This window comes from Subtercola sp. Z020 (assembly GCF_002931235.1).
GTDB lineage: Bacteria > Actinomycetota > Actinomycetes > Actinomycetales > Microbacteriaceae > Subtercola.
On record NZ_PSTT01000094.1, the window covers coordinates 53,837 to 79,634 of the forward strand.

A 25,798-nucleotide genomic window follows, 5' to 3' on the forward strand; every position below is an offset into this window, starting at 1 on the left:
TATGCACAGCTCGATTTGTGGCGGGTCTGGCTGGCTTCCTAGTCTTAGCCAGCATCATCCGCGTGTCACATTCCACGGGTGTCAGACGGTGGCGGTAAGCCTGAAGCCACAAGGAGAGGAGTTCGGGTGTCGATCGCTCATCTCGGTCTGACCGGCGAAACGCGCAGCATCGGGGAGACCCGGGGGCACGAGCGCACGCCACCGCACGACCTGCTCGCCGAGCAGAGCGCCCTGGGCGGAATGCTGCTCAGCAAAGACGCCGTGGCCGACGTCGTCGAGGTCGTCCGAGGCGCCGACTTCTACATTCCGAAGCACGAGTTCGTCTTCGACGCGATCCTGAACCTGTACTCGCACGGCGAGCCCACCGACGTCATCGCGGTCACCGACGAGCTCACCAAGTCGGGCGACCTGACCCGCGCCGGCGGTGCCGAGTACCTGCACACGCTCACGAGCCTCGTGCCGACCGCAGCCAACGCCGGCTACTACGCCTCCATCGTCGCCGAGAAGGCCATTCTCCGTCGCCTCGTCGAGGCGGGCACGCGCATCGTGCAGATGGGGTACGCCAGCGAGGGCGAGGTGATGGACCTGGTGAACAACGCCCAGGCCGAGATCTACGCCGTGAACGGCAACACCGAGACCGAAGATTATGTGCCCCTCACCACCGCGGTGACCGCGGCCATCGATGAGATCGAGGCGGCCAAGGGGCGAGAAGGCCAGATGACCGGCGTGCCCACGGGCTTCGCCGAGCTCGACATGCTGACGAACGGGCTGCACCCGGGCCAGCTGATCATCGTCGCCGCCCGTCCTGCGCTCGGAAAGTCGACGCTCGCGCTCGACTTCGCGCGCGCTGCGTCGATCAAGCACGACATGCCGTCGATCTTCTTCTCGCTCGAGATGGGGCGCAGCGAGATCGCGATGCGCCTGCTCTCGGCCGAGTCATCCATCCCCCTGCAGAGCATGCGCAAGGGAACCGTCGAGAGCCAGGACTGGACGAAGATCGCGGCGACCCGTGGCCGCATCAACGACGCGCCGCTCTACATCGACGACAGCCCGAACATGACGCTCGTCGAGATCCGCGCGAAATGCCGGCGGCTGAAGCAGCGGGTGGGGCTGAAGATGGTCGTCATCGACTACCTGCAGCTGATGACCTCCGGCAAGCGCGTCGAGTCGCGCCAGCAGGAGGTGAGCGAGTTCTCCCGTGCGCTGAAGCTCATGGCGAAGGAGCTGCAGGTTCCGGTCATCGCGCTCTCGCAGCTGAACCGTGGCCCCGAACAGCGCGCCGACAAGAAGCCGGCGCTCTCCGACCTCCGCGAGTCGGGTTCGCTCGAGCAGGATGCAGACATGGTCATCCTGCTGCACCGCGAATCGGCCTACGAGAAGGACAACCCCCGCGCCGGCGAAGCCGACCTCATCGTCGCCAAGCACCGCAACGGGCCGACGGCGACCGTGACCGTCGGGTTCCACGGGCACTTCTCGCGCTTCGCGGACATGCCGCACGCGTAGTCGTCGCGAGCATGCGGGTGGGGCGCCTCCGGCCGCCGGGGGTGCTTTCGGGCTCGTGCCTGCCTGTGCCTTGGCTGCTTTCGGCCGGGGCGCCTCTCAGGCGTGGCGCAATACAATGGATGGTCAGCACGTACGAGAAGAGGCCAGTCACGTGAGCAGCCAGGCAGTCCGCCGATCGCCCTATTGGGGTGTACCGGTCGCCCGGGCTGTGCCGGCGCTGGTGGTGGGCCTGTTCCTCGCTTTCAGCCTCAACCACTCGTCTCAGGTGGGGCTGTTCGTCTTCGGCATGTACGCCATCGTGTCGGGGCTCCTGGTGGCTCTGCTCTCGCCGCGCTTCGTCGCCGTGCGGCTCACCCGCCGCCTGTTCGTGGCGCAGGGTGTCATCGGTGTGCTGGTCGGCGCACTCGCGCTGGTCTTCAACGAGGGCGGCGTTCCGTACTTCCTCTACCTCGTGACCCTGTTCGGGGCGCTGACGGGGGCGCTGGAGATCTACGCGGGGCTTCGCAGCCGGATGCCGCGGGAGTCCGGCGGTGCGCGCGACGGTGCTGCCCGGGGCGGCGACTCTCGGGCCGACGACGCTGCTGCCGCGAAGGACTGGCTGGCCGTCGGAGGCTTCACGGCGGTTCTCGCTCTCGTCTTCCTGATCATCCCGCTCGACATCGTCACCGCCGTCGGCCTCTTCGGGGGCTACGCCGTCATCCTCGCCATCTTCCTCGTGATCGGCGGTCTCTCCCTGCGCTGGGGCCCCCACGTCGAGCACGCCGCACCGCTGAGCCAAGAAACGACCTCGTGACCTCCCAAGAACCCACCAAGCCCACCCGCCGCGAGATTCTGAAGCCCGTCGAGCTGGTGGTGATCTCGGCGATTCTCGCCGTCTTCGTGGGGCTCACCGTGCTGCTCTCGACACGCCAGCCGCTGCTCGCCGTGATCTTCTTCGGCATCGCGTTCATCGTGTCGCTGGTGGTCATCGCGATGTTCACGCTCACGTTCAAGCCGAACGCGGCGGAGCAGCAGGAGATGCGCGGCGAGGGCGGCGGCTCCGGCTCCGTCGACGGCGGCGCGGGCGGCACCGGTGGCACTGGCGGCGTCTCGGGCCCTTACCTCGGCCCCGGCCCGAAGGGCCACTGACTCGCCCTGGCCAGCATCCCCGAAGCTCGTCGTCGGCCAGGACACGCTCCCGCGCGACGCTGCCGGGCAGCGGGCTGGCGGGTCGGGTCAGGCCCCGGGCAGCGGGTTGGCGGGACGGGTCAGGCCGAGAGGTGGTCGACGAGAGCGCTCGCCAGGCCGGTGTAGGTGGCGGGCGTGAGCGCGAGGAGTCGCGCCTTCGCCTCGTCGCCGATGTCGAGGGCCGAGACGAACGCGACGAGTTCGGCCTGGCCGATCTTCTTCCCGCGGGTCAGCTCCTTCAGCAGCGCGTACGGGTCACTGATCGAGCTGCGCCCGGCCGTGATCTCCGCGCGCACGACGGTCTGGATCGCCTCGCCGAGCACCTCCCAGTTGTCGTCGAGGTCGGCTGCCAGCACCTCCTCGTTCAGCGAGATCTGGCCCAGGCCGCCGAGGATGTTGTCGAGCGCCAGCAGCGAGTGACCGAGGGCGACGCCGATGTTGCGCTGCGTGCTCGAGTCGGTGAGGTCGCGCTGCAGGCGTGACGTGACGAGGGTCTGGCTGAGCGAATCGAGCAACGCGCTCGACAGCTCGAGGTTGGCCTCCGCGTTCTCGAAGCGGATCGGGTTGATCTTGTGCGGCATGGTCGACGACCCGGTGGCACCGGCCACGGGGATCTGCGTGAAGTAGCCGAGCGAGATGTACGTCCACACGTCGGTGCACAGGTTGTGCAGCACGCGGTTGGCGTGCGCCACGCGCTGGTAGAGCTCGGCCTGCCAGTCGTGCGACTCGATCTGGGTGGTGAGCGGGTTCCAGGTGAGGCCGAGCGAGGTCACGAACTCCTCCGAGACCCACGGCCAGTCGATGCCCGCATCGGCGGCGAGGTGGGCGGCGAAGGTTCCGGTCGCGCCGCTGAACTTCGCGAGGTATTCGGTCTGTTCGAGCTGACGGATGATGCGTTCCAGCCGGTAGACGAAGACAGCCAGCTCTTTGCCCATCGTGGTGGGTGTGGCGGGCTGGCCGTGGGTGCGGGCGAGCATCGGAGCATCGCGGTAGTCGAGTGCCCGGCGCCGGAGTTCTGCAACGACCGCGCGGAGGGCGGGCATCCACACCTCTGAGACGGCCTGCCGGATCGTGAGCGCGTACGCGAGATTGTTGATGTCTTCGCTGGTGCAGGCGAAGTGGGTGAGTTCAGCGACCTCGGCGAGCCCGAGCTGCTCGAGGCGGTTGCGCACGAGGTACTCGACGGCCTTCACGTCATGGCGCGTCACGGCTTCGAGGCCGGCGAGCTCGTCGATCTCTGCCTGGCCGAAGTCGGTGACGAGGCTTCGGAGGCTGCGCACCTGGTCTTCGGTGGGGCGGGGTGCGCCGAAGAACCCGTGGTCGGTGAGGAAGAGCAGCCACTCGACTTCGACCTCGACGCGCGCGCGGTTCAGACCGGCTTCGGAGAGGTATTCGCCGAGGCCCGAGACGGCCTTCTGGTACCGGCCGTCGAGCGGGCTGAGGGGCTGGGTGGGCAGGGTCATGACGGTGCTCCGGAGCTGGTGGGTGCCGCGGCATCGCGCAGCGCGGCGGCTGCTGCGTCTGCGGTGACGGCGGGGGTGGTCGGGGGTGTGTGCCTCAGCGCAGGTTCGAGCTGGGCGAAGAGTGCGCGGCACGAGCGCTCGATCGTCTCGAGAACCTGGTCGAAGAGCGCGGGGGTCGAGTAGTAGGGATCGGGTACATCGACCTGAGCACCCGACTCGGGGTCGAAGCTCGAGAGCAGCCGAACCTTCGAACGGTCGGCGTCGTTGGCCGCCCAGTCTTTGACCACGCGCTCGTGGCTGCGGTCGAGCACGACGACGAGGTCGAGGTCGGCGAACCAGTCGGGATCGAACTGGCGCGCGCGGTGTGGATGCCCGTCGTAGCCGTGCTTCTCCAGCGACGTGAGGGTGCGGGGGTCGGCCTGTTCACCGACGTGCCAGTCGCCGGTGCCAGCAGATGACACGGCGATGCGATCATCCAACCCGCCCTTTCGAACGAGCTCACGCAGCACGACCTCTGCCATCGGGGAGCGGCAGATGTTGCCGGTGCAGACCATGCAGACGCGGAAGACGCCGTCGGTCAGCGGGGCGCGGTCGGCAGGCATGACTCCATTGTCTCAGGGCGGGTGCCCGAGACTGCTACCGGCGGCCCTCGAGGCGGCCGACGCGGAAGATCGCCTTCAGAATGGCGCCGATGATCGCGCTGAGCACGGCCAGCACCAGCGCCCCGAGCACGGCCCACCAGAAGCCGTCGACGGTGAGACCGAAGCCGAAGAGGCTCGTGATCCAGCCGGCGAGCAGCAGCAGCACGGCGTTCACGATGAGCGAGATCAGGCCGAGGGTCAGGATGTAGAGCGGGAAGGCGACCACCCGGATGGCGGTGCCGATGACGCCGTTCACGATGCCGAACACGAGGGCGACGAAGAGGTACGAGACGATCGCGGCGGCGACGCCACTGTCGTAGGCGACGAGATTCACGCCCTGAACGACCTGAACGGTGGCCCAGAGGGCGATGGCGTTCGCGACGAGAGAGACGAGGAATCTGCGCATGCCCTTACTATCCCAGTTCTGGGGCGGGCGGGGAAGCCAGGAAGTCGTAGGCCCGTTGGCGGCCCGGCACGCTGCGGAGGCTCTCGCCGAGTGCGCGGGCTCGGGCGGCGAACCCGGCGTCGTCGTCGAGCAGGGGGATGATCGCCGCACGCAGCTCGTCGACGCTGGCGCTGTTCGGGTCGAGGGCGAGGCCGATGCCGGCGTCGACGACGCCTGCGGCCCCGGCGAACTGGTCGGTGGAGAACGGGAGCACCAGCTGCGGAACGCCCGCGGTGGTGGCCTCCGTCACGCTGTTGTTGCCACCGTGCGTGACGACGAGCGAGGCCCGGGCGAGCAGGGTGACCTGCGGGAGGAAGCCCCTGACCAGCCAGTTCTTCGGCACGTCTTCGAACAGGCGGGGGTCGGAGGAGCCGGAGGCGAGGGCGACCCTCACGTCGAGGGGGCGGAGGGCGTCGACGACTCGTGCCAGCACGTCTGCCCGTACCGAGAGGAAGCTGCCGAAGCTCACGTAGACGACGGGTGTGGTGCTCGCGTCGAGCCAGGCCTCGACCTGCTCGTCGCGGGGTTCGGTGCGCACCGCCGAGCCGAGAAAGACGTGTGGTGGGAGCAGAGCGGTGCGGGTCGCAGGGTGCAGGGCCTCGGGGTAGTTCAGCAGCAGTAGGTCGCCGTGCTCGGCGAAGGCATCGCGCGAGGGCGGAGCGGCCGGGTTGAGGATCGCGAGTGCGGCGTTCCATTCGGCAGTGAATTCAGCGCTGATGCGTTCGTTCAGTTCCCTGAGCTGCGCGAGGGCGTGCGGTGTGGGCGAGAAGGCCGCCGGCCAGAACGGTGGATGCCCGTACACCTCGTCTCCGAGGGGAAGCGCGCTCGGGTGGCCGAGCACGACGTCGCCGTACGAGATGCCTGCGGCGTCGAGGCCGAGACGGGCGCCGAAAGCAAGGTGGTCGACGATGATGCGGTCGGGGTTCGTCTTCTCCACCACAGCCTGAACTTCGCGCGCTTTCTCCACCGGATCGAAGAGGAGGTCGTTGCTGCGGCCCTCGGCTTGGAATCGTAGGGTCTCGACCATTCCGATGCGGGTGGCGGCGAAGAACCCCCTCAGGGCGTCGTCTTCCCCCGTCGGCTGGTCTTCGGCACGAATGACGCCGGGGTTGGAGCCCCGGCCCAACTGGAGGTTGACCCGTGAGAACCCGAACGATTCGACGATGGCCGCGGTCGCCGGTCCGGTGGCCACGACCACCTCCTCGCCGCGATCCTGCCAGGCGGTGGCGAGGGTCGCGAGCGGCAGGAGGTGTGAGGCGTAGTCGGGGCTGATGACGAGCAGGGTCACGGCGCGTACTCGATGTGCGGGGCTGAGCCGGTGGTGCCTGCGGTGCCGGTGGCACCTGCGGTGCCTGTGGCGCCCGTGGTGAAGGGCGTGCTGGCGGCGGGCTTGCCGGCGGCGGCGGGCGTATGAATGCCTGCGGCGGTGGCGTCGGCAGCAGCGTCTGCGACTCTGCGGTAGACGGCGGTGAGGGCGTGCGCCATGGCGTCGATCGTGAACTCGTCGCGGATCAGCCCCTGGGCCCGGGCTATGCGGGCGTCGTCGTCGGCGGTCGGTGCGGCGGCGAGTTCGACGGCCGAGCGGAGTCCGGTGCGGATGCCCGCGGTCGCGCGGGTGTCGACGAGGAAGCCGGTGATTCCGTCGGCGACGTAGGTCGCCGGTCCGCCGCCGTTCGGCGCGATGACGACGAGACCCGCCGCCATCGCCTCGAGCAGGGCGATGCCGAACTCCTCCTTGAGGCTGCCGCAGACGTAGATTCCGTGGGGAGCGATGAGGCCGGGGCTTCCGAAGCGCACCGCGCCGAGCCAGCGTGCGACGATGTCGTTCGGGCGGTGGCCGGCGAGAATGAGGCCGTCACGGGCCTCGGGGTACTCGGCGAGGGTCGCGGCGATGCGGTCGAGCTGGCCCTGCTCGTCCGCTGAGGGGTGGCAAAGGTCGCCGCCGACGAGGATCAGGTTGTTCGATGCGCGGAGAACTGGGTCTGAGGCCCAGGCCTCGACGATCGTCGCCATGCCCTTCACGTGGTGCAGGCGGCCGACGCTGATGGCGAGCGGGAGCCCGTGGCGATGGCTCGGCAGGGCGCGCACCAGGTCGTCGAGTTCGTCGAACGCAGTCACGGTGGCGGCGGGCTTCGTCGAGCCGGGCTCCGCGTGCGGCGCGGCCAGGCGAGCCTGCGCCTCGCCCAGGGCCACCTCGATGACCGAGACGTCGATGCCCTCCGGCACCACCGTGTACCGGGCCGGATCGCTGTCGATGTCGATTCCGAGCAGCTCGCGCAGGTCGTTCCGGAGGTCGGGCCGGGGGAAGAGCACCGTGTGCGCCGACTGCTCCGACAGGCGCTGCACGAGACGCGTGCGGAACCAGTAGTGCTCGTGCTCGTCGACGAGGCCGAACGAGCTTCGCGTCAGCGTGCCGGCCATGTCGAGCGCATGGATGACCCCGTGCGGGTCGGGCGCGAGGGTGAAGACGACGGGGATGCCCAGCCGGGCCGCCACCGTGGCCGCCGCCATGCTGCCGACCTCCGCCATGCGGAGGTGCAGAACATCCACAGGCCCGAGCGCGAGCAGGGCGCGGCGGATGCCCCGCTCCGCGGCGACACGGGTGGGCCAGGCGCTCGCCGTCGAGGCGGGTTCGGCGAGCAGGGGAACGGGGGCGAGGATGTGCTGCTGCCGAGCATCCGGAGCCGAACCCTCGTGGCCCTGCTCCAGCCCGAGCCCCAGCCACGAGTGCTCACCCGGCAGGGCGGCCAGCGACGCAGCGGCCGACCCGCGGGAGAGAGTGATCACCCGGTCGATGCCGTCTTCGGCCAGCAACGCATCGCCGAGGCGTACGAGCAGGGTCGCGATGCCCCCGTTGTCACCCGCGCCCGCTTTGGTCAGGCCGCGGTCGATGTCGGCGTGCAGAAAGAGTTGCGCGACGGTGAGCCCGGCTCGGGGCGCACGGCGGTTCGACGGCCAGAGGTGCGGCGGCGGGTCGAGCACGAGCCCGATGTCGAAGGCGGCGAGGCGGGCGACATCTCCCAGTTCACCGGGGAGTTCGGCGTATTCCTGTACGACGGCAGAGGCACGCGGGTCTGCCGAGCGGTCGCCGAGCGCGGCCATGGCGGCCACGCGCACGACGGAGGCCTCAGCGGGGTCGGCGGCGAGCTGGCAGAGGGCGCGACCGGCGACGCGGCCCTGCACGAGTCCGAGGGTCTCTGCGAGGCGGGCGCGGGCGGCGTCGTCGGTCGACCCGGCGAGGGCGCCCTCCAGAGCGAGCGCGACATGGTCGGGAGTGGCCTGCGCCCACTGCTGCAGGGTGCGCTGGGCCAGGGCACCGGTGAAACCGCCCGAGATGACACCCGCAACGAGGCGGCTGATGGCATCCAGTCGGGGCAGACGGGTCCAGAAGGCCCAGGTCGCGTGCTCCCGCAGGTACGGGCGTTCGGAGGAGAGCAGGTCGGAGAGCACCGTTTCGGCGCTGTCGTCGTAGATGCGTGCGAGGGCATGCACCGCGACGATCGCTGTGAGGGAGTCGGTCTCGTCATCGACCAGCTGCTTCAGTGCCGCGACGGATTCGTCACCGAACCGGTCGACCGAATCGGCGAGCAGTTCGGCCGATCGCAGTACATCGAGGAGGAAGGGCGTCTGGTGCAGCTGAGCGAGTGTCTGGTCGAGATTCATGGTGCCTCTGATCGTGCGGACCGGTCCGGCGGCGCTGGGCGCGGGGCACGGGGCTCAGGCGCTCTGCGAGACGCGCCTGGAGAAGGGGGATAGATGAGTGCGGGTTCGGTGTGCCCGCGCTCGCTCCAGTGAAGCGTGTTCAGCGCGCCTCGGCAACTTCCTGTCGACGAACACCCAGCAAACATGCGGGAACGCGGTCAGATCGGGTGAGGAGGGGGCCCTTTCGGGCCGGGGCAATAAACTGGCGCAATGGATGTTCCCGAAGCTCCCCCGGTGAAGCTGCGCCCGGAAATCGTGGCCATGCCCGCCTACCGGCAGGGCAGGTCGGTCGAGGGCGGGTTCAAGCTCTCCTCGAACGAGAACCCGTTCCCCCCGCTGCCCGGTGTGCTGAAGGCCACCCAGCGTGCGACAGAGGTTCTGCACCGCTACCCCAACGGGCACGCCCCCGAGTTGTCGCAGCGACTCGCTGAGCGATACGGACTGCTGCCCGAGCAGGTCATCATCGGCGCCGGCTCGGTCTCGCTGCTCGCGCAGCTCGTCACGGCGGCAGCGAGCACCGGCGACGAGGTGCTCTACTCCTGGCGCTCGTTCGAGGCCTATCCCCTGCTGCCCGTGCTGAGCGGCGCGTCGAGCGTCCGCGTTCCGAACCGCGCCGACCACGGTCACGATCTGCCCGCGATGGCCCGCGCCATCACCGACCGCACGCGCGTCGTCATCGTGTGCACCCCGAACAACCCCACGAGCACGATCGTGACCGAGAGCGAGTTCGCCGCGTTCATGGCGATGGTCCCGGATGATCTGCTGGTCATTCTCGATGAGGCATATGCCGAGTTCGTGACCGACCCCGAAGCGGTGCACGGTGTGCCGCTGCTCTCCCGCTACCCGAATCTCGTCGTGCTGCGCACGTTCTCGAAGGCCTACGGGCTCGCCGGCCTTCGCATCGGTTACGGCTTCGGCCCCGCAGCGGTGCTCGACGCAGCGCGGAGCGCCAGCATCCCGCTCGCCGTAACGCACCACGCGCAGCTCGCCGCCATGGCCTCCCTCGACCATGAAGACGAGCTTCTCGAGCGCGTCGCCCACATCGCTCGCCTGCGTGCGACGATCTGGGCCGGCCTCACCGAGCAGGGCTGGTCGGTGCCTGATCCGCAGGGCAACTTCGTCTGGCTCAGCACGGGCGAGCACACCGAGGCCGCAGCCGAGATTCTCCTCCGCAACGGGATCATGGCCCGACCGTTCCCGCCCGAGGGCATTCGAATCTCGATCGGCGAGACGGAATCTGTGGAGAAACTCTTGGCTTCTACGCAAGACATTGTCGAATCCCTCCTAAACGTGCCCTCCTCCCAGCCGATACTGTGAAGCTGGCCCAACACAGAATCATGAGGTAGCCAGGTGGCAGATGTCTCGCCGACCGTTCAGTTCCTCTCCATCGACGGTACGTTCGCACCGAACGAGGCCGCGGAGGAGTACCTTCCCTTTCTCGACGGTCTGAGCGACGAAGACCACCGGCAGTTCTACCGCGACATGGCGATCACCCGCCGGTTCGACGAGGAGTGCACCAACCTGCAGCGCCAGGGCCAGATGGGGCTGTGGCCGCCGAGCCACGGCCAGGAGGCTGCGCAGGTCGGTTCGGCCAGGGCGTCGCGGCCCCAGGATGTGATCTTTCCGAGCTACCGGGAGCACGCCGTGGCCCTGGTGCGCGGCATCGATGTCGTCGACATCGTCAAGGTCATGCGCGGCGTCAGCATGGGCGGCTGGGATCCGACCGACCCGGCGAATGGCAACTTCCGCAACTACTGCCTCGTGATCGGGTCGCACGCCCTGCACGCGACGGGGTACGCGATGGGCGTGCAGTTCGACGGTCTCGTCGCCACCGGCAATGTCGAGAGAGATATAGCCGTGATGGCATATTTCGGTGACGGTGCCACCAGCCAGGGTGACGTGAGCGAGGCCTTCGTCTTCTCGGCGAGCAACCAGACCCCGCAGGTCTTCTTTCTGCAGAACAACCACTGGGCGATCTCGGTTCCGGTCACGACGCAGTCGCGAACGCCCCTCTACCTGCGGCCGCGGGGCTTCGGCATTCCGACGGTGCAGATCGACGGCAACGACGTTCTGGCCAGCTACGCGACGACGCGCAAGCATCTGGATGACGCCCGTTCCGGGCGCGGCCCGGCCTTGATCGAGGCGCTCACGTATCGCATCGGTGCTCACACGACGTCGGATGACCCCACCCGGTACCAGACCCCCGAGCAGCTCGCCCACTGGGTGGCGAGAGACCCGATCATCCGGTTCGCCGCCTATCTCCGCGGCCTCGGTGCGAGCGACGCGTTCTTCGACGAGGTGCAGCAGGAGGCAGACGACGTCTCGGCCGATGTGCGCCACCGCACCCTCGAACTCGGGCCGCCGGCCCTCTCGGCGATCTTCGAGAACGTGTACTCCGAGCCCCACCCGGTGATGGCGGAGCAGCAGGCCTGGCTGGATGCCTACGAGGCGTCGCTGAAGGAAGGTGCCTGATGGCCGCCGTGACCGAAGAGATCCCCCTCGCCAAGGCGCTGAACGCCGGCCTCCGCGCCGCGCTCGCGGCAGACGAGAAAGTGCTGCTGATGGGAGAGGACATCGGCAAGCTCGGTGGCGTCTTCCGGGTGACGGAGGGGCTGCAGGAGGAGTTCGGCACCCGCCGCGTCATCGACACGCCCCTGGCGGAGTCGGGAATCGTCGGAACGGCGATCGGACTGGCCATGCGGGGCTACCGGCCCGTCTGCGAGATCCAGTTCGACGGCTTCATCTTCCCGGCGTTCGACCAGATCACGACGCAGCTGGCGAAGCTGACGAGTCGAACGGCCGGAGCGGTGCAGATGCCCGTGGTCATCCGCGTGCCCTACGGTGGGCACATCGGCGCCGTCGAGCATCACCAGGAGAGCCCCGAGGCCTACTTCGCCCACACCGCGGGCCTGCGCGTCGTCAGCCCGAGCACCCCGAATGACGGGTACTGGATGATCCAGGAGGCCATCGCCTCGAACGACCCCGTGCTGTTCTTCGAGCCGAAGAGCCGGTACTGGCCGAAGGGGCCCGTCGACTTCTCCCGGAGTGCGGCCGAGCTGCACTCGACCCGGGTCGTCCGAACCGGAACCGACGTCACGATCGTCGGGCACGGCGCAATGGTCGCCACGCTGCTCGCGGCGGCCCAGGTCGCGGCGGAGGAGGGTGTGAGCATCGAGGTGCTCGACCTGCGCTCGCTGAGCCCCGTCGACTACGCGCCGATTCTGGCCTCCGTCGAGAAGACCGGTCGCCTCGTGGTCTGCCAGGAGGCGACCGGTTTCGCGAGCGTCGGTTCGGAGATCGCGGCGACCGTCGCCGAGCGGGCCTTCTACTCCCTCGAATCCCCCGTTCTGCGGGTGTCGGGCTTCGACACCCCCTACCCTCCGTCGAAGATCGAGTCGTTCTACCTTCCCGACGCCGACCGCGTTCTCGAGGCCGTCGACCGGGCGCTCGCCTACTGACCCGCCCGATCGCCCCTTTTCTCGACCCTCGCTGACCCTCAGGAGTTCACATGACCGATTCGCTGTTCAGGCTGCCCGATGTGGGCGAGGGACTGACCGAGGCCGAGATCGTGACGTGGCACGTCGCCGCGGGCGACACCATCGCCATCAACCAGGTGATCGTCGAGATCGAGACGGCGAAGTCGCTCGTCGAGCTGCCGTCGCCCTTCGAGGGCGTCGTCGGCGAGCTGATGGTGGGCGAAGGAACGACTGTCGAGGTGGGTACGCCGATCATCCGGGTGACGGGGTCTCGCGCTGACGCCTCCGCGGCGCCCGAGCAGGTCGTGGCCGAGGTGGAGCCGGTCGCGACGTCGGAGCCGTCGGTATCGGCTGCGGCTGGCGCCCCGGTGTCGGCTGCGGTGAGCGCGCCGGCACCGGCACCGGCTCCGGCTCCTGCACCGGCTCCGGCCGACGAGGCGACCGGGGCCGTGCTCGTCGGCTACGGCACGAAGGGCCACGTCTCGAGTCGTCGTCGCCCGCGGGCCGCCGGTGCACCGGTGATCCCGGGAGTGTCGCCGGCCGCGGCAGCCGTCGTTCCCGCACCCGCGCAGGCCCCGGCGCGCACGGCTGCACCCGCCGTCGCCTCCGGGCCGGCGTCGGCGGTCGTCGGCGGGGCGGGGGATGCCGCGGCAGCAGGCACTCGCCCGATCGGCCACTCCTCCCCCGCCGTCACCGGGCTGCCGGTGATCGCGAAGCCGCCGATCCGCAAGCTCGCGAAGGATCTGGACGTGAACCTCAACGAGGTCACTCCGACCGGCCTGATCGGTGACATCACCCGCGACGACGTGATCCGTCACGCGTCGCAGGCGAAGGTCTTCCACAACATCGAGACGCCGCAGTGGGCCGATGAGCGTGAGGAACGCATCCCGGTGAAGGGCGTGCGCAAGCAGATCGCGAAGGCGATGGTGTCGAGCGCGTTCACCGCTCCCCATGTCGGCCTGTTCGTCGATGTGGATGCCTCCCGCACGATGGAGTACGTCAAACGGTTGCGCACCTCGGCGGACTTCGCGGGCGTGAAGGTCTCTCCCCTGCTCATTCTCGCGAAGGCGATCATCTGGGCCGTGCGGCGCAACCCGATGGTGAACTCGGCCTGGACCGACAAAGAGATCATTGTGCGCAACTACGTGAATCTCGGCATCGCGGCGGCGACACCGCGCGGACTTCTCGTGCCGAACGTCAAAGACGCGCAGTCGATGACGATGCTGCAGCTCGCGACCGCGCTCGAGCAGCTGACGCTGACGGCGCGCGAGGGTCGCACGAGCCCGGCGGACATGGCGAACGGCACGATCACGATCACCAACATCGGCGTCTTCGGCATGGACACGGGAACCCCGATCCTGAACCCCGGCGAGGTGGCCATCATCGCCCTCGGAACGATCAAGCAGAAGCCCTGGGTCGTCGACGGCGAGGTTCGCGTGCGGTACGTGACGACGCTCGGCGCGAGCTTCGACCACCGTGTCGTCGACGGCGACGTGGCGAGCCGGTTCCTGGCAGACGTGGCGGCCATCGTGGAGGAGCCCGCTCTGCTGCTGGACTGATCGCGGATGGCCGGCCTGCTTCGCCGACTCTGGCGCTAACGGTTTTGACAATCATTATCAATAAGACCTAGCATCGGAGCGTGCCCACCTCGCGGCGCGCTCTCCCGGCTAGATGGATTGTTCTCACACATGCGCCTGTTCCGCTCCTCTCCCCGCATCGCCCTCGCCTCGTTCGCTCTCGTCGGGGTGGTCGCCCTCGCCGGCTGCTCCTCCTCGGCCGGAACGGCTGCCGGTTCGTCGGGCGCCGCCTCGGGCTCGGGCGCCTCCCCGATCCCGGTCGTCGCCTCGACCGACGTGTGGGGTGACATCGCCGCGCAGGTCGGCGGGGATCTCGTGACGGTGACGTCGATCATCGACGACCCCGACAAAGACCCGCACGAATACGAGGCCGATGCCCAGAACCAGCTGGCGCTCTCGAAGGCGTCGGTCGTCGTCGAGAACGGCGGAGGGTACGACGACTTCGTCGACACGATGCTCTCGAGTTCGAACAACTCGGCGGCCGCTGTCGTCAACGCCGCGACGATCTCGGGCTACGATCTGGTGCCCGCCGACGGAGAGTTCAACGAGCACCTCTGGTACGACTTCCCGACGGTCAAGAAGGTCGTGAACGAGATCGCCGGCTCGCTGAGTGCGGCCGACCCCTCCGCAGCTGCCACGTTCAGCGCGAATGCCGCGGCCTACAACGCGAAACTCGACACCCTGATCGCCACCGAGGCGACCCTCAAGTCAAGCTTCGACGGGGAGGGTGCCGCCATCACCGAGCCCGTACCCCTCTACATGCTGAACGCCATCGGTCTCGTCGACAAGACGCCCGAGAAGTTCAGCGAAGCCGTCGAGAACGGAACGGATGTCGCGCCCGACTTGCTGGCAGAGACCGTGGCGCTCTTCTCGGGCGACCAGGTGAAGGTGCTCGCGTACAACGAGCAGACCAGCGGCGCGCAGACCGAGGCGGTGCTCTCGGCGGCGAAGGCCGGCGGCGTGCCGGTGGTGCCCGTGACCGAGACGCTGCCCGCCGGTTCGAGCTACCTCGACTGGATGAGTGGAAACCTCGACGCGCTGAAGTCGGCTCTTTCGCAGTAATCTTCACCAGATGACCACGTCGACCCCCACCCCCGGCTCGGCCGGCGCCACCTCGTCGAGGCCGCCGGCCGAGCCGGTGTTGACGCTGAACGGTGCTGCTCTGCGTTTCGGTGACAGAACCCTCTGGAGCGGCCTCGACCTCGCCGTCGCCGCGGGGGAGTTCGTCGCGGTCATCGGCGCGAACGGGTCGGGCAAGACCAGCCTGCTGAAGGTCATCCTCGGGCAGCAGCGTCTGACCTCCGGCACGGCGAGCTTTCTCGGTGAGCCGCTGCGACGCGGCAACCGGCGCATCGGCTACATTCCGCAGCAGAAACTCGCCGACGACGGCACGCCGCTCCGCGCTCGCGACCTCGTGGGGCTCGGCCTCACCGGCCACCGCTTCGGTCTGCCTCTTCCGTCGCGCGCCCGTCGGCGGCGCGTCGACCAGCTGCTCGATGCGGTCGGTGCCACCCGCTACGGCGACGCCCCCATCTCCTCTCTCTCGGGCGGCGAGCAACAGCGACTGCGGGTGGGCCAGTCTCTCGCGGGTGACCCACGGCTGCTTCTCTGCGATGAGCCTCTCCTCTCTCTCGACCTGAACTACCAGCGCACGGTGAGCGAACTGATCGACGTGCAGCGCAGGCAGCGTGACCTCGGCGTTCTGTTCGTGACCCACGACATCAACCCGATCCTCGGCATGGTCGACCGGGTGCTGTACCTCGCCGACGGCCGCTTTCGCATCGGAACCCCCGACGACGTGCTGCAGTCGGAGGTTCTCTCCGACCTCTACGGCTCTCCGGTCGACGTGATTCGAACGAGGGGCCGCATCATCGTCGTCGGCACGCCCGACGGCGCCCACGGGCATCCACACAGCGACGGCGACCTCGCACACCACGACGAGCCCGCCGGCTCGGCAGGGGCGGCATCATGATCGCGGCCGACGGCGACTTCTGGTCGCAGATCTTCACCTTCACGAACTACGGCGAGCTTCTCGTGCTGCTGCAGAACTCGATCATCGCGGGCGCGGTTCTCGGGTTGGTCGGCGGGCTGATCGGCGTCTTCGTGATGTCGAGGGACATGGCCTTCGCTGTGCACGGAATCAGCGAACTCTCGTTCGCCGGCGCCTCCGCCGGGCTGCTCTTCGGGGTGGGGGTCGTCGAGGGCTCCCTGGTGGGTTCCCTCGTCGCAGCTGCCCTGATCGGGCTGCTCGGTTCGCGCGCTCGCGACCGCAACTCGATCATCGCCGTGCTGATGCCGTTCGGCCTCGGCCTCGGCATTCTCTGCCTGACGCTGTACCCCGGTCGCACCGCGAACAAGTTCGGGCTGCTGACCGGCCAGATCGTGGCCGTCGACAACCCGCGGCTGAACTCCCTGCTCGCCATCTCGATCGTGGTCATCATCGGGCTCGTGGTGGTCTGGCGCCCCCTGATGTTCGCGAGCGTCGATGTCGACGTCGCGTCGGCACGCGGCGTGCCCACGCGCTTTCTCTCCCTGTACTTCATGCTGCTCCTCGGTCTCGCCGTCGCCGTCTCGGTTCAGGTGGTCGGCTCACTGCTGGTGTTGTCGATTCTGGTGACGCCCGCCGCCGCAGCGCTCCGGCTGTCGTCGTCACCGGTTCTGGTTCCGCTGTTCAGCACGGTCTTCGCTGTCGTCTCGCTGGTCGGCGGCATCCTGCTGGCGCTCGGTGGCTCCATACCGATCAGCCCGTACGTGACCACGATCTCCTTTCTCATCTATGCGGTCTGCCGGATCATCGCGGCTGTGCGGAAGCGTCGGGGCAATGCTGGCCGAATCGCCGGTCCGGCTCTCGCGCAGAGCTAAAATTGTGGAGAAATCGACGTGCTGACTGACTGTGCAGGAGGGGAGTGGCAATGAAACGGAACACCTGGCAGCGGGAGGCCGTGCGCTCCGCCCTCGGAACCCAGATGGGCTTCGTCAGCGCGCAGGAACTGCACTCCAACCTCAAGGGAACCGGCTCGCAGATCGGCCTGGCGACCGTGTACAGGGCCCTGGGCGACCTCGCCACCGAGGGCGAGGCCGACTCGCTGCAGTCACCCGAGGGGGAGAGCCTCTACCGGGCCTGTTCGATCGGGCACCATCACCACCTCATCTGCCGGGGCTGCGGTCTCGCCGTCGAGATCGAGGCGGACGACGTGGAACAGTGGGCGCAGAGCGTCGCCGCACTGCACGGTTTCTCGCAGGCCGAGCACGTGGTCGACGTCTTCGGCTACTGCTCGTCGTGCGTTCCGCCGCTGCCGTGAGCGCGCGCTGACGCCTGCTCGGGCTCGAGCCCACCGGTCGTGCCGAGGAACATGCCGGGTGCTGTCGGCTCGTCGATGTCGCCGTTGACGCTCTGCCGTTCATCCACAGGGATCGTGTGAATGGTGCCGGTCTCGGTGCGGAGCAGACCGTGGCGCTCGAGGATCTCGTCGCGCTCGCGGGTCAGGAACTCGCGGTTCGCGTTGTTCGCGTCGGCGAACATCGTGGTTCGACCCGACAGCACCCGGCGCACCCGGCGCCACTCGAGGTAGGGCTTGCCGACGAACATCAGCACCAGCCCGACGGCGGCATACGCGACCATCATGATGATTCCGCGGCTGAACCCGGGGCCGACGCCATAGAGCTCGCGCTTCAGCATCTCGGTGATTCCACTGCCGACGACCACGTTGTTCAGCCAGGCGAACGGCTCAGGCATGAACCACGACGGGTAGGCGGCGCCCGAGGAGGGCATCGAGAGGAAGACGAAGATGACCATGGCCGGCACGGCGATGAACCGGCCTGCGAAGTAGCTGAGGCCGTTCACAGCCAGGCCGACCGCGACGATCCAGCCCCAGGCGATGAGGAACAGCGCACCGAAGTGCCCTTCGACCGCCCCCACGACCGGGCCGGCGAGCACATTCGTGATGAGGGAGATCAGGGCGCCGCCGACGACGATGACCGCCATGCGCGAGCGGTGCCGGAGCGGTGCGCCCATCAGGCCGATGAACATGGCGACCATGTAGCCGCCGATGCACCAGGCGAGCATGAGGTACATCGAGACCGTGCCGTACTCGTCGTAGGGCGGCAGCGGCGCGAGATCGACGGTCGAGGGCGTGATGCCGAGACTCTGCAGGGCGGGCGTGACGATGACCGGCACCAGAGCTGCGACCTGGTACTGGTGCGCGCTGGCCTTGAAGATCGTGGAACTGGCGGGGTCGACGGCGACCGCCACCCGACCCGAGAGCACCGCATTCTTCGCGTCGTCGACCGTGGTGAAGCTCTGCACATCGATGACGCCCGGAGCCGTGCCGGCCAGCGCGGCATCGAACTGCTCGGCCGAGCCGACGATGCCCACCGGTACGTCGTGAGCGTGCGGGGCGTGGAACGCGGCGACGTAACAGAGGCAGAAGGCGACGATGAAGAACAGGGGGAGCCACAGTTGCAGGCCGATGAGCTGCAGTGACGGGTGCAGGCTGGAGTACCAGCGCCGGTAGGCATTCACCTCGGGCTTCAGGGGAGTGTTCGAAGCGGGGCTCGTCATGGGGTAACCGCACACCTCTCGTCGTCTCGGATTACCAGAGTACGCGAGGGGATGCTAGTGTGGGTCGCTGGTCGACGGTATCTCCGTCTGCCTTTGTGTGCGCACCCCAGCCCGTCTCGGGTGACGCATGCCGACAAGAGAACTTGGGTAGAGCATCCGCTCTACGGTAATTGGAGGAAAGTCATGGCCGCAGTGTGCCAGGTGACTGGAGCCGTTCCCGGCTTCGGTCACAACATTTCGCACTCGCACCGACGCACCAAGCGTCGTTTCGACCCGAATGTCCAGAAGAAGACGTACTACGTTCCGTCGCTGAAGCGCAACGTGAACCTGACCCTGTCGGCGAAGGGCATCAAGGTCATCGATGCTCGCGGCATCGAGGCAGTCGTCCGTGAGATCCAGGCTCGTGGGGTGAAGATCTAATGGCAAAGGCACAAGACGTACGCCCGATCATCAAGCTCCGCTCGACGGCCGGCACCGGGTACACCTACGTGACCCGCAAGAACCGTCGCAACAACCCCGACCGTCTCGTTCTGAAGAAGTACGACCCGGTCATCCGCAAGCACGTCGACTTCAGAGAGGAGCGGTAACACATGGCTAAGACGAGCAAGATCGCAAAGAACGAGCAGCGCAAGGTCATTGTGGCCCGCTACGCCACCAAGCGCCTCGAGCTGAAGAAGGCTCTTGTCGACCTGAACGGCACCGACGAGTCGCGCGAGGCAGCTCGCGTCGGCCTGCAGAAGCTTCCCCGCGATGCGTCGCCGGTGCGCGTGCGCAACCGTGACGCCGTCGACGGTCGCCCCCGCGGCCACCTCTCGAACTTCGGTATCTCGCGCGTTCGCTTCCGCGAAATGGCGCACCGGGGCGAATTGCCCGGTATCACGAAGTCAAGCTGGTAGGTTACCCACGCAGCGCCGCGTTCCATCTGCGAACGCGGCGCACCAGCACGACTGATATTGAGATCCACACGAATTGCTGCTCTCGCAGCAGGATGGTCCGAGGAGGACACTAAATGGCTGACAAGTCACTGAACAAGACCGAGCTCGTCGCTGCCGTCGCCGCTTCATCGGGCCAGACGCAGACCGCCGTCAACGAGGTACTCGACTCGCTGTTCGCAACCCTCGCCGACTCGGTGTCGAACGGCGTCAAGGTCACGATCCCGGGCTGGATCGCCGTCGAGCGCACCTCGCGTGCCGCTCGCACCGGTCGCAACCCGCAGACGGGCGAGGCCATCGAGATCGCCGCGGGCAACTCGGTTAAGATCAGCGCCGGCAGCAAGCTGAAGGCAGCGGTCAAGTAACACCGACCCCCTGATTCACTGTGAAGAGGGACCCCGGCCAAGGCCAGGGTCCCTCTTCTCGTCTACCCAGCCGATTCTGGATGCTCCTCCACAGCCGCGGGGGGACAGGGAGTTCTCCACAATCCCTGCTCCGGCGGCCTTCCCAGCCACGCTGACGTAGGGTTGACGGGTGCCGAAACTGATCCGCGTCATCGGCCCCGCCGCTCTGGTCGGGGTGGCCTTCGTCGCGCTCATCCTCGGCCTGGAATACGGGGGAGGAGCGACAGCTCTGCTGCTCTCCGACCCGGGACCGTTGGTGCGCTTCGGCCTGCCGATCGCGACGATGTTCGTCAACCTCAGCTCGGCCCTCACGATCGGCGCGCTGCTGCTGGCGGTCTTCGTGCTGCGCTCCGACAGACCCGAGTTCGCGAGGGCTCTGGATGTCGCGGCGGCAGGTGCCGCCCTGCTCACCGTCGCGTCGGCCGCCACGGGGTTCCTGAGCTTTCTCAACGTGACGTCTTCGTCGGCCAGCCTCGATTCGAAGTTCGGCCAGATCCTCGGCCAGTTCCTCGTCTCCGTGCCGCTCGGCCAGGCCTGGCTCGAGACCACCCTGCTCGCTGCGGCCGTCACCGTGCTCTGCTTCGCGGTGCGAAACGTCACGGCGCTGGTCTTCGTCGGGGCGCTCGCCGTGCTGACCCTCCTGCCGATGGCCCAGCAGGGGCACGCTGCCGGAGCAGACGGGCACGACGCTGCGGTGACCGCCCTGTTCCTGCACATCCTCTTCGCGGCCGTCTGGCTCGGTGGCCTCCTGGTGCTCGCCCTGCTCTCCCGCCAGCTCGACAACGCGCGGCTCGTCGAGGTGGTCACCCGGTACTCGAGCATCGCGCTCGTCTGTTTCATCGTGGTCGCGGCCTCGGGCTACGTCAGCGCAGAGCTCCGGGTGGGCTCGCTCGACCGGCTGCTGACGCCCTACGGCATCCTCGTTCTCGTGAAGGTCGCGGCTCTCGTGGTGCTCGGCCTGATCGGCGCGATGTACCGCCGGCTGCTCATCCGCCGGCTCGCCGACGGGGCGGTGCGCAGCACGTTCTGGAAGGTGGTGGCCGCCGAACTCGTGTTCATGGGTGTCGCCTCCGGTGTGGCGGTGGCTCTCGCGCGAACGGCGACTCCCATCCCCGAGACAGTGCCGCCCGAGGCGACGCCCGCCCAGATCCTGACGGGCTCGCCCCTCCCGGTGGAGCTGACCTACGGCAACTTCCTCACCGCCTGGAACTTCGACCTGCTGTGGATATTGCTCTGCGGCTTCGGCATCTTCTTCTACATCGCCGGCGTCGTTCGGTTAAAGCGCCGCGGTGACGCCTGGCCGATCCACCGCACCATCCTCTGGGTGCTCGGCATGCTGCTGCTGCTGTTCGTGACCAACGGGTTCATGAACGTGTACGAGAAGTACCTGTTCAGCATCCACATGCTCGGGCACATGATCCTGGCGATGATGATCCCGATCCTGCTCGTCTCCGCCGGGCCGGTGACGCTCGCGATGCGGGCGATCCACAAACGCACCGATGGCACCCGGGGTGGCCGGGAGTGGATCCTGTTGGCGGTGCACTCGAAGGTGGGCTCGTTCCTGGCGAATCCGATCGTCGCCGCCGCGCTCTTCGCGACGAGCCTGCTGACGTTCTACTACACGCCCCTGTTCCGCTGGGCGACCACCGACCACATCGGGCACGAGTGGATGATCGTGCACTTCCTGATCGTCGGCTATCTCTTCGCGCAGGCTCTGATCGGCGTCGACCCTGTTCCGTATCGCCTGCCGTACCCGTTCCGCATCCTGCTGCTGCTTGCCACCATGGCGTTCCACGCGTTCTTCGGGCTGACCCTGATGACCGGCTCCGGCCTGCTGCTGGCCGACTGGTACGGCTCGATGGGCCGGCCGTGGGGCGCGAGTGCGATCTCCGACCAGCAGGCCGGCGGGGGAATCGCGTGGAGTATCGGCGAGATCCCGACACTCATCCTCGCCATCGTGGTGGCCATCCAGTGGGGCCGCAGCGACACGAAGGAGACGAAGCGGCTCGATCGTAACGCCGATCGCACCAACGACGCCGAGCTCACCGAGTACAACCGCATGCTGGAGAGATTGGGCACCCGGCGATGAGCGCGCCGGCGGGCGCCACCACGCTGTCGGCCGAACAGCAGCGCGTCTTCGAGATGATCGAGGGCACTAAGAAGCACGTCTTCGTGACGGGTCGTGCCGGCACCGGCAAGTCCACGCTGCTGAACCACCTCGCGTGGAACACCGAGAAGCAGCTCGTGATCTCGGCGCCGACGGGGGTCGCTGCCCTCAATGTGGGCGGGCAGACGATCCACTCGCTCTTCCGGCTGCCGATCGGTGTGATCGCCGACCACGACATCGACCAGAACGCCGAAGTGCGAAAACTGCTGAACACGATCGACACCCTCGTGATCGACGAGGTGTCGATGGTCAACGCCGACCTGATGGATGCGATCGACCGCAGCCTGAGGCAGGCCAGGCAGCGCCGGCTGGAGGCCTTCGGCGGCGTGCAGATCGTGCTCTTCGGCGATCCGTACCAGCTCGCGCCGGTGCCGGGCGATTCCGACGAGCGCGCCTACTTCTCCGACCACTACGCGTCGATGTGGTTCTTCGACGCCAAGGTGTGGTCGGAGACCCAGCTCAACATCGTCGAGCTCACCGAGATCCACCGCCAGAGCGACGACGACTTCAAGTTCATGCTGAACGCCGTTCGGCACGGCATGGTCACGAAGGAGATCGCCGACGTTCTGAACGGGGCGGGTGCCCGTACCCCGCCGACCGACGGCACGATCACGCTCGCCACCCGGAACGACTCCGTCAATCGCATCAACGCGGAGGCGCTCAAACGCCTGAAGGGCGCGGTGAAGACGGCCAGGGCAGAGGTCTCCGGCGACTTCGGCGGCCGGGCCTTCCCGGCCGAAGAGGCGCTCGAGCTGAAGGCCGGCGCCCGGGTGATGTTCCTCCGCAACGATTCCGAGCAGCGCTGGGTGAACGGTACGGTCGGAACCGTGACGAAGATCGCCGGGTCGGTGTGGGTGGAGGTCGAGGGCGAGGTGCACGAGGTCGAGCCGGTGAGCTGGGAGAAGTACAAGTACTCCTACTCGGCGACCAGCAAGGAGCTGACGAAAGACGTGGTGGGGGAGTTCACGCAGTTTCCCCTTCGCCTGGCCTGGGCGGTGACCATCCACAAATCGCAGGGCAAGACCTACGACTCCGCCATCGTCGACCTCGGGTCGCGGGTGTTCAGCTCGGGCCAGACCTACGTCGCGCTCAGCCGGCTGACCTCGCTCGAGGGCCTCTACCTCACGCGACCCCTCCGCCCCTCCGACATCATCGTCGACGCGAACGTTCAGCGCTTCATGCGCCGCCCCTGAGACCGCCCCGCCTCAGGCCGCGGCGGCCGCCTTCGCCTGCGCGAGTTCGAGAAAGAGCGCGGTGTTAAAGCTGTAGGCGACGAGCACCTCGTCGATCACCCGTTCACGCTCTGCGTCGCTCCAGTCCACCGCGTCGAGCTGGGCGCGGTAGGTCTGCTTGAACTCGCGGGGCTGCGCGATGTCGGCGAAGAGGTAGAAGCCCACGCCGTTCGTCTCGAACCCGAACCGCCGCTGCATCAGCGTGCGGATGAACTGGCTGCCCGACAGGTCGCCGAGGTAGCGCGTGTAGTGGTGGGCGATGAACCCCCCGCTCCACGTGGCACCCACCTCCGTGATGCGGGCCACGTATCGCGCGGTGGTCGGCAGCGGAGTGATGCGATCGGCCCAGTCCTCGCCGAGGAGAAAGCGCAGGTCTTCGGTGATCGCCGGCAGTCTCGTGAGTTTCGGCGAGAGGAACGCGGCCGCGACAGGGTCGTTCTTCATGCGCTCGGCCGCCGCCTCGATGGCCTCGTAGATGAAGAAGTGCTGCGCAACGAGGGCGATGTAGTCGTTGCGGTGGCCCTTGCCGCTGATCAGGTCGGTCATGAAGCCGGCGCCGCCGGTTTCGCCCTCGCCCGAGCAGGTGCGATCGCGCAGGGCCTGCGAGAAGGGGATCACGATCGACATGGCGCCTCCAAAAGGTAAGGACACCCTTACCTTAGCCGACGACGGCTTCGGGCGCATCGGGCTGACGCGACAATCCGCATGCGACCGTGATGCGGGCGCTAGCCTGCTGTCATGCCCATCACACCCGACACGAAGAACTGGACCTGGGTGCTCGACCGCGCATGCCCCCAGTGCGGTTTCGACTCCTCCCAGACGCCTCCCCGTACGGTTCCCGACCTCGTCCGGGCGAACGTCGCCGCCTGGCCGGCCGTGCTCACGCGGCCCGACGTCGCCCTGCGACCCGACGATGCGACGTGGTCGGCGCTCGAGTATGCGGCGCACGTGCGTGACGTGTTCCGTATCTTCCGCACCCGTCTCGGACTGATGCTCGACAACGACGACCCGGCCTTCCCCAACTGGGACCAGGACAAAACCGCGGCCGACGAGCGGTACGGCGAACAGGATCCGGCCCGGGTCGGTATCGAACTCGCCGAGGCCGGCGAAGCGATCGCGCTCGCCTTCGAGGCGGTGCCCGACTCGAGCTGGCAGCGCACCGGGAGGCGCAGCGATGGATCGCGGTTCACCGTGGAGACCCTCGCCTGCTACTTCATCCACGACCCCGTGCACCACCTGCACGACGTGCGCGGGTGAACGTCACTCGGCCAGCTGCTCCAGCAGGAAGTTCGTCGACCTCGCGAAGGCGAGGGCAGCGGCGTTCTTGTTGAGCCGTTCGACCAGCGTCGCGTTGGCGAAGATGTCGTTCGTACCGAGGTAGGTGTGCCTGGTGACCGGCGTGCCCATCTCCTTCAGTCGGCTGACGAACGCGTCTGCCTCCCAGCCCGTGCCCCATTCGCCGGAGTCGGAGTAGTGGAGGAGAACGGGGCAGGGCACGATGCCCGACTCGTTCTCACCGAGCCCTCCCGCGTACGAGACGACTGCGTCCGCGATTCCCGCCTGGGCCATCTGCAGGGCGAGCCTTCCGCCGAGCTCGAAACCGATGACGCCCACCCTGCTGTTCGCTGAGCGGATGCTCTCGGCCGGCTCCTTCTCGAAACCGTGGTTGCGGCCGAGTTCGATCGCGTCGTCGAGCGTCGCCTGCGCGAAACCGGGATCCATCCCCCCTGCGAGCTCGTCGGCACTCGGTTCGTCGATCGTCGCGAGGCCGTTGAAGAGGTCGGGAAGCACCACGAAGAAGCCTCGGCTCGCGATGGCGGTCGCGTACGACTCCAGATACGGGAGGCGGCCGAAACGGTCGTGCACGAGAACGACGGTCGCGTTCCCCGGCACGCCGAAGGTGAGCGGCCATCCGGGGGAGGGGATGTCGATGAACTGGCTCACGGGGCTGCCCGCGGGCGCGAAGCCACGATGGCGGTCAGGGCGGCGGCCATGCCTCGGCGCATGTACCGCATCCAGAGCGGACCGATGATGCGCTTCAGGAGGAAGCGCCGACCGGGCAGGGGCCGGTAGCCGTAGGTCCACGTGATGTGGGCGCGTCCCGTCGTTCCGGGCGCATACGTCCAGCGGGCGGTCGCGTCGGAGACGATGCGGCTGAGGATGCCGGTGAACCGGGTGACGTCGTAGTCGAAGTGGCCGGGCGCATCCGGAGCCGAGGAGCCGGGGCGCTCGTAGCGCACGATCTGCTCGCGGAACGAGCCGCCGTCGGAGAGCGTGACCGTGCGCGAGGCGCCGGGGTGGTCGTACGCGCCGCCTTCGAAGTCGACCATGCCGACAACAGCGGGAAGCAGCTTCAGGTAGCCGGTGAACAGTGTCGTGTCGTCGCGCGGAACGACGACATCGAAGGCCGTCTGCGGCGGCGAGAAACTCACCCCGACGACGGTGAACATGACCAGTTCTTCTGTGCTCATGGCTCTCCCAGCGGGCGTCGGCGGTGGCTCAACTCTACTTTGCCGGGGCGATGCTGC

Annotated in this window: 27 protein-coding genes; 18 read left to right on the top strand and 9 right to left on the bottom strand. The window is 67.9% G+C overall.

Annotation, left to right across the window (positions count from 1 at the left end; genetic code table 11):
- Positions 1 to 126 precede the first annotated feature (126 nt).
- The 3 genes from dnaB to C5B96_RS11870 all read left to right on the top strand — a co-directional run bounded on the left by dnaB (position 127) and on the right by C5B96_RS11870 (position 2,631).
- Entirely contained in the window at positions 127 to 1,503 is a 1,377-nt protein-coding gene (gene dnaB, locus C5B96_RS11860; RefSeq protein ID WP_104245569.1) for a replicative DNA helicase, read from the top strand.
- Positions 1,504 to 1,654: 151 nt separating this feature from the next.
- Complete coding sequence (locus C5B96_RS11865) at positions 1,655 to 2,296, top strand: hypothetical protein (protein WP_233189172.1); 642 nt, start codon at positions 1,655 to 1,657, stop codon at positions 2,294 to 2,296.
- On the top strand, positions 2,293 to 2,631 hold the full coding sequence (locus tag C5B96_RS11870; protein ID WP_199176639.1) for a hypothetical protein: 339 nt from the start codon (positions 2,293 to 2,295) through the stop codon (positions 2,629 to 2,631). The genes C5B96_RS11865 and C5B96_RS11870 overlap by 4 nt, the downstream gene beginning before the upstream one ends.
- Positions 2,632 to 2,750: 119 nt before the next feature.
- Here C5B96_RS11870 and purB read toward each other — a convergent pair whose 3' ends face one another.
- The 5 genes from purB to C5B96_RS11895 are packed head-to-tail and all read right to left on the bottom strand — an operon-like array spanning position 2,751 to position 8,882.
- On the bottom strand, positions 2,751 to 4,133 hold the full coding sequence (purB, locus tag C5B96_RS11875; protein WP_104245571.1) for an adenylosuccinate lyase: 1,383 nt from the start codon (positions 4,131 to 4,133) through the stop codon (positions 2,751 to 2,753).
- A complete protein-coding gene (locus C5B96_RS11880; RefSeq protein ID WP_104245572.1) occupies positions 4,130 to 4,735 on the bottom strand; it encodes a low molecular weight protein-tyrosine-phosphatase in 606 nt (201 codons plus the stop codon). Before C5B96_RS11880 ends, purB begins: the two co-directional genes overlap by 4 nt.
- Before the next feature lie 34 nt (positions 4,736 to 4,769).
- Positions 4,770 to 5,180, bottom strand: coding sequence for a phage holin family protein (locus tag C5B96_RS11885; RefSeq protein WP_104245573.1), 411 nt, complete (start codon positions 5,178 to 5,180; stop codon positions 4,770 to 4,772).
- Positions 5,181 to 5,187: 7 nt separating this feature from the next.
- The gene (locus C5B96_RS11890) at positions 5,188 to 6,507 is read right to left on the bottom strand and encodes a glycosyltransferase (RefSeq protein WP_104245574.1); all 1,320 of its coding nucleotides are present in this window, start codon (positions 6,505 to 6,507) and stop codon (positions 5,188 to 5,190) included.
- Positions 6,504 to 8,882 carry a glycosyltransferase family 4 protein gene (locus C5B96_RS11895; RefSeq protein ID WP_104245575.1) on the bottom strand — a complete coding sequence of 793 codons (2,379 nt, stop codon included), beginning with the start codon at positions 8,880 to 8,882 and terminating at the stop codon, positions 6,504 to 6,506. The genes C5B96_RS11890 and C5B96_RS11895 overlap by 4 nt, the downstream gene beginning before the upstream one ends.
- A gap of 249 nt (positions 8,883 to 9,131) precedes the next feature.
- Between C5B96_RS11895 and C5B96_RS11900 the strand changes: the two genes are divergently transcribed.
- The 8 genes from C5B96_RS11900 (at position 9,132) to C5B96_RS11935 (ending at position 17,276) form a co-directional block, all read left to right on the top strand.
- A complete protein-coding gene (locus tag C5B96_RS11900) occupies positions 9,132 to 10,238 on the top strand; it encodes a histidinol-phosphate transaminase (RefSeq protein ID WP_104245576.1) in 1,107 nt (368 codons plus the stop codon).
- 33 nt (positions 10,239 to 10,271) lie between these two features.
- A complete protein-coding gene (locus C5B96_RS11905) occupies positions 10,272 to 11,393 on the top strand; it encodes a thiamine pyrophosphate-dependent dehydrogenase E1 component subunit alpha (protein WP_104245577.1) in 1,122 nt (373 codons plus the stop codon).
- A complete protein-coding gene (locus C5B96_RS11910) occupies positions 11,393 to 12,379 on the top strand; it encodes an alpha-ketoacid dehydrogenase subunit beta (RefSeq protein ID WP_199176640.1) in 987 nt (328 codons plus the stop codon). The genes C5B96_RS11905 and C5B96_RS11910 overlap by 1 nt, the downstream gene beginning before the upstream one ends.
- 50 nt (positions 12,380 to 12,429) lie before the next feature.
- On the top strand, positions 12,430 to 13,956 hold the full coding sequence (locus C5B96_RS11915; protein ID WP_104245578.1) for a dihydrolipoamide acetyltransferase family protein: 1,527 nt from the start codon (positions 12,430 to 12,432) through the stop codon (positions 13,954 to 13,956).
- A gap of 129 nt (positions 13,957 to 14,085) precedes the next feature.
- The gene (locus C5B96_RS11920; RefSeq protein ID WP_104245579.1) at positions 14,086 to 15,036 is read left to right on the top strand and encodes a metal ABC transporter solute-binding protein, Zn/Mn family; all 951 of its coding nucleotides are present in this window, start codon (positions 14,086 to 14,088) and stop codon (positions 15,034 to 15,036) included.
- 10 nt (positions 15,037 to 15,046) lie between these two features.
- Positions 15,047 to 15,946, top strand: a complete 900-nt coding sequence (locus C5B96_RS11925; protein WP_104245580.1) for a metal ABC transporter ATP-binding protein — start codon at positions 15,047 to 15,049, stop codon at positions 15,944 to 15,946.
- Entirely contained in the window at positions 15,943 to 16,836 is an 894-nt protein-coding gene (locus C5B96_RS11930) for a metal ABC transporter permease (protein ID WP_104245581.1), read from the top strand. The genes C5B96_RS11925 and C5B96_RS11930 overlap by 4 nt, the downstream gene beginning before the upstream one ends.
- Positions 16,837 to 16,886: 50 nt before the next feature.
- Complete coding sequence (locus tag C5B96_RS11935; protein ID WP_104245582.1) at positions 16,887 to 17,276, top strand: Fur family transcriptional regulator; 390 nt, start codon at positions 16,887 to 16,889, stop codon at positions 17,274 to 17,276.
- Here the strand turns inward: C5B96_RS11935 and C5B96_RS11940 are convergent.
- Positions 17,243 to 18,535, bottom strand: coding sequence for an ABC transporter permease (locus tag C5B96_RS11940; protein ID WP_104245583.1), 1,293 nt, complete (start codon positions 18,533 to 18,535; stop codon positions 17,243 to 17,245). The genes C5B96_RS11935 and C5B96_RS11940 overlap by 34 nt on opposite strands.
- Positions 18,536 to 18,718: 183 nt before the next feature.
- Between C5B96_RS11940 and rpmB the strand changes: the two genes are divergently transcribed.
- The 6 genes from rpmB (at position 18,719) to C5B96_RS11970 (ending at position 23,231) form a co-directional block, all read left to right on the top strand.
- Positions 18,719 to 18,955 (top strand): 50S ribosomal protein L28, encoded by a 237-nt coding sequence (gene rpmB, locus C5B96_RS11945; RefSeq protein WP_104245584.1) that lies wholly within the window; start codon positions 18,719 to 18,721, stop codon positions 18,953 to 18,955.
- Complete coding sequence (rpmG, locus tag C5B96_RS11950; RefSeq protein ID WP_104245585.1) at positions 18,955 to 19,122, top strand: 50S ribosomal protein L33; 168 nt, start codon at positions 18,955 to 18,957, stop codon at positions 19,120 to 19,122. Before rpmB ends, rpmG begins: the two co-directional genes overlap by 1 nt.
- Positions 19,123 to 19,125: 3 nt before the next feature.
- A complete protein-coding gene (gene rpsN / locus C5B96_RS11955; protein WP_104245586.1) occupies positions 19,126 to 19,431 on the top strand; it encodes a 30S ribosomal protein S14 in 306 nt (101 codons plus the stop codon).
- A gap of 113 nt (positions 19,432 to 19,544) precedes the next feature.
- Entirely contained in the window at positions 19,545 to 19,832 is a 288-nt protein-coding gene (locus tag C5B96_RS11960) for an HU family DNA-binding protein (RefSeq protein WP_104245587.1), read from the top strand.
- A 169-nt stretch (positions 19,833 to 20,001) separates the two neighbouring features.
- Entirely contained in the window at positions 20,002 to 21,960 is a 1,959-nt protein-coding gene (locus C5B96_RS11965) for a cytochrome c oxidase assembly protein (protein WP_104245588.1), read from the top strand.
- Positions 21,957 to 23,231 carry an ATP-dependent RecD-like DNA helicase gene (locus C5B96_RS11970; RefSeq protein ID WP_104245589.1) on the top strand — a complete coding sequence of 425 codons (1,275 nt, stop codon included), beginning with the start codon at positions 21,957 to 21,959 and terminating at the stop codon, positions 23,229 to 23,231. Before C5B96_RS11965 ends, C5B96_RS11970 begins: the two co-directional genes overlap by 4 nt.
- A gap of 12 nt (positions 23,232 to 23,243) precedes the next feature.
- On the opposite strand, the gene C5B96_RS11975 is transcribed toward C5B96_RS11970, so the two are convergent.
- Complete coding sequence (locus C5B96_RS11975) at positions 23,244 to 23,897, bottom strand: heme oxygenase (biliverdin-producing) (RefSeq protein ID WP_104245590.1); 654 nt, start codon at positions 23,895 to 23,897, stop codon at positions 23,244 to 23,246.
- A 111-nt stretch (positions 23,898 to 24,008) separates the two neighbouring features.
- On the opposite strand from C5B96_RS11975, the gene C5B96_RS11980 reads away from it, so the two are divergent.
- On the top strand, positions 24,009 to 24,527 hold the full coding sequence (locus C5B96_RS11980; RefSeq protein WP_104245591.1) for a DinB family protein: 519 nt from the start codon (positions 24,009 to 24,011) through the stop codon (positions 24,525 to 24,527).
- A 3-nt stretch (positions 24,528 to 24,530) separates the two neighbouring features.
- Here the strand turns inward: C5B96_RS11980 and C5B96_RS11985 are convergent, their stop codons facing one another.
- Complete coding sequence (locus C5B96_RS11985) at positions 24,531 to 25,214, bottom strand: dienelactone hydrolase family protein (protein WP_104245592.1); 684 nt, start codon at positions 25,212 to 25,214, stop codon at positions 24,531 to 24,533.
- Entirely contained in the window at positions 25,211 to 25,741 is a 531-nt protein-coding gene (locus C5B96_RS11990; protein WP_104245593.1) for an SRPBCC family protein, read from the bottom strand. The genes C5B96_RS11985 and C5B96_RS11990 overlap by 4 nt, the downstream gene beginning before the upstream one ends.
- Positions 25,742 to 25,798: the final 57 nt, after the last annotated feature.